Origin of the sequence: Bradyrhizobium sp. Leo170, from assembly GCF_004296405.1 — a bacterium.
In the GTDB taxonomy this organism is placed as follows: Bacteria; Pseudomonadota; Alphaproteobacteria; order Rhizobiales; family Xanthobacteraceae; genus Bradyrhizobium.
Map to the genome: position 1 here is coordinate 1 of NZ_PSRR01000594.1, position 2,657 is coordinate 2,657.

Below are 2,657 nucleotides of genomic sequence, written 5' to 3' on the forward strand. Positions count from 1 at the left end.
CCCGCGAATGCGGACGGTGCGACTGCGCCCGCGCCGGCCGGGCGGCGGCGCAGAGCGCGGCGCCGGCGCAACGCTTCGACATCGACGATTTCGCGGTGCAGGGCGCCGACAAGCTGCCGCAGATCGACGTCGAGGAGGCGATCTATCCGTTCCTCGGTCCGGGCAAGAGCGCCGACGATGTCGAGAAGGCGCGCGCCGCGCTCGAGAAGGCCTATCGCGACAAGGGCTTTCAGACCGTGAGCGTGTCGGTGCCGACGCAGAATGCGCTGCGCGGGGTCGTCATTCTCAAGGTGGCGGAGATGAAGGTCGGCCGGCTGCGGGTGAAGAATTCGCGCTACTTCGACATCGAGCAGATCAAGGACCGGGCGAAATCGCTCAAAGAGGGCACGCTGCCGAATTTCAACGATGTCACCAAGGACATCGTCGCGCTCAACCAATGGCCCGACCGGCGGGTCACGCCCGCGCTGCGCGCCGGCGTCTCGCCAGGCACGGTGGATGTCGACCTCAATATCGAGGACAAGGCGCCGATCCACGGCTCCATCGAGGTCAACAACGCCAACTCGCCGAACACCACGCCGGCCCGCCTCATCGCCACCGTGCACTACGACAATCTGTGGCAGCTCGGGCATTCCGCCAGCTTCACCTATCAGGTGGCGCCGCAGCGGCCGGGCGATGCCGAGGTGTTCTCGGGGTCGTATCTGGCGCGCATTCCCGATGTCGAGTGGCTGAGCTTTCTGCTCTACGGCGTGAAGTCGAGCAGCAACGTCGCCACCGTCGGCGGCACCAACATCGTCGGCCCCGGCGAGATCATCGGCGGCCGTGCGGTGATGACGCTGCCGGGCCGCGAGAACTTCTTCCAGACGCTGTCGGTCGGGGTGGACTACAAGCACTTCGACCAGACCGTGGGGCTGGGCACCGACAGTTTCGCCTCGCCGGTGACCTATTATCCGGTGGTCGCCACCTACGGCGCGACGTTCCAGAACGAGAACTTCGTCACCCAGTTCAACGCCGGGATCACCTACAGTCTGCGGCCGTTCGGCAGCGACTGGACCGAGTTCGACGCCAAGCGCTATTACGCCTCGCCGAGCTTCACGCACTTCAACGTCGACGTCTCGCACACCCAGGAACTGCCGGAGAATTTCCAGCTCTGGGGCAAGGTGCAGGCGCAGGTCGCCGACGGACCCCTGGTCTCGAGCGAGCAGCTCAGCGCCGGCGGCCTCAACACTGTGCGCGGCTATCTGGAATCCGAGGTGCTCGGCGATGACGGCGTGATCGGCAATCTGGAGATCCGCAGCCCGGACCTCGGCGCGATGCTGCAGAAGGAGATGAAGGACGAGACCGGCCAGGGAGCGCCGCGTTTCACCACCTTCAACGAGTGGCGGCTGTTCGCCTTTGCCGACGCCGCGCATGTCAGCATCCAGAAGCCGCTGCCGGATCAGCAGTCGGCGTTCAACCTATGGAGCTACGGCGTCGGCACCCGCTTCAAGGTGTTCAACGCGTTCAATGGCATGTTCGCGCTGTCCGTTCCGATGGTCAGCCAAACCTATACGCGCGCGGGCGACCCGCGCTTCAACGTTCGGCTCTGGGGTGAATTCTGATGACAATGGGATGGGACAAGATGCGGGCCATGGGGAGCGGTGCGACGCGCGCGGCGGCGAACGCGGCGGCCATGCTGTTGCTGGCTGTGGTGGCGGTGCTGGCGCTGTCGGCGCCGGCGAACGCCTGGTGGAACGATGAATGGCAATTGCGCAAGAAGATCACGATCGATGCCAGCGCCACTGGGGCCAACATCACCGACCCGGTCGGGTCGACGCCGGTCCTGGTCCGGCTGCACACCGGCAATTTCCGCTTCGCCTCCGCCAAGGACGACGGCTCCGACCTGCGGTTTGTCGCCGGCGACGACAAGACGCCGCTGAAGTATCACGTCGAGAAATATGACGGGCTGCTCAGCGAGGCGCTGATCTGGGTCGCGGTGCCGAACGTGCAGCCGGGGGCCAAGGCCGAGATCTGGCTCTACTACGGCAACAAGAAGGCGGTTGCGGCGGCGGACGCCAAGGCGACCTACGATCCCGACACGCTCTTGGTCTATCACTTCAACGAGCGCGGCACGCCGTCGCTCGACTCCTCGGTGTGGGCCAACAACGCGCAGAGCGTGGGCCAGCCGGCCGAAGGCGCGCTCATCGGCAATGGCGTGCGGCTGACCGGCCAAAACCCGGTGACGCTGCCGGCCTCGCCGTCGCTGACGCAGGCGGCGGGCGCACCGTTCACCTGGTCGGCCTGGATCAAGCCGGCGGCCGCGCAGCCGAACGCCGCGCTCTACAGCCGCCGCGATGCTGCGGCCGGCAATGCGCTGGTGATCGGTCTGGACAATGGCGCGCCGTTCGTCGAGGTGACCAATGCCGGGGCCGCGCAGCGCAGCGGCGCCGGTGCGCCGGTCGCACCTAGCACCTGGCATCATCTGGCCGTGGTCGCCAGTAACGGCCAGGTCACGCTGACGCTTGACGGCAATCCCTATGCGTCGGTCGCCGCCTCGTTGCCGGCGCTGAACACGGTGGCCCTGATCGGAGGTGACACGTCTGCAACCTCCAGTGCAACTCCGGTCGCCCAGGCCGCCCCGTCCGCAGCCGCGCAGTCCCCTGCTGCGACGGCTGCGGACG

The 2,657-nt window shown here is 66.9% G+C and carries 2 protein-coding genes; both read left to right on the forward strand.

Annotated features, from left to right (window positions below; translation table 11 throughout):
- On the forward strand, positions 1-1,598 hold a 1,598-nt coding region (locus tag CWO89_RS42880), incomplete at its 5' end, for a ShlB/FhaC/HecB family hemolysin secretion/activation protein (RefSeq protein WP_130584226.1).
- Positions 1,598-2,657: DUF2341 domain-containing protein (locus CWO89_RS42885; protein WP_130584227.1), on the forward strand; the 1,060-nt coding region annotated here is incomplete at its 3' end. The genes CWO89_RS42880 and CWO89_RS42885, both read left to right, overlap by 1 nt.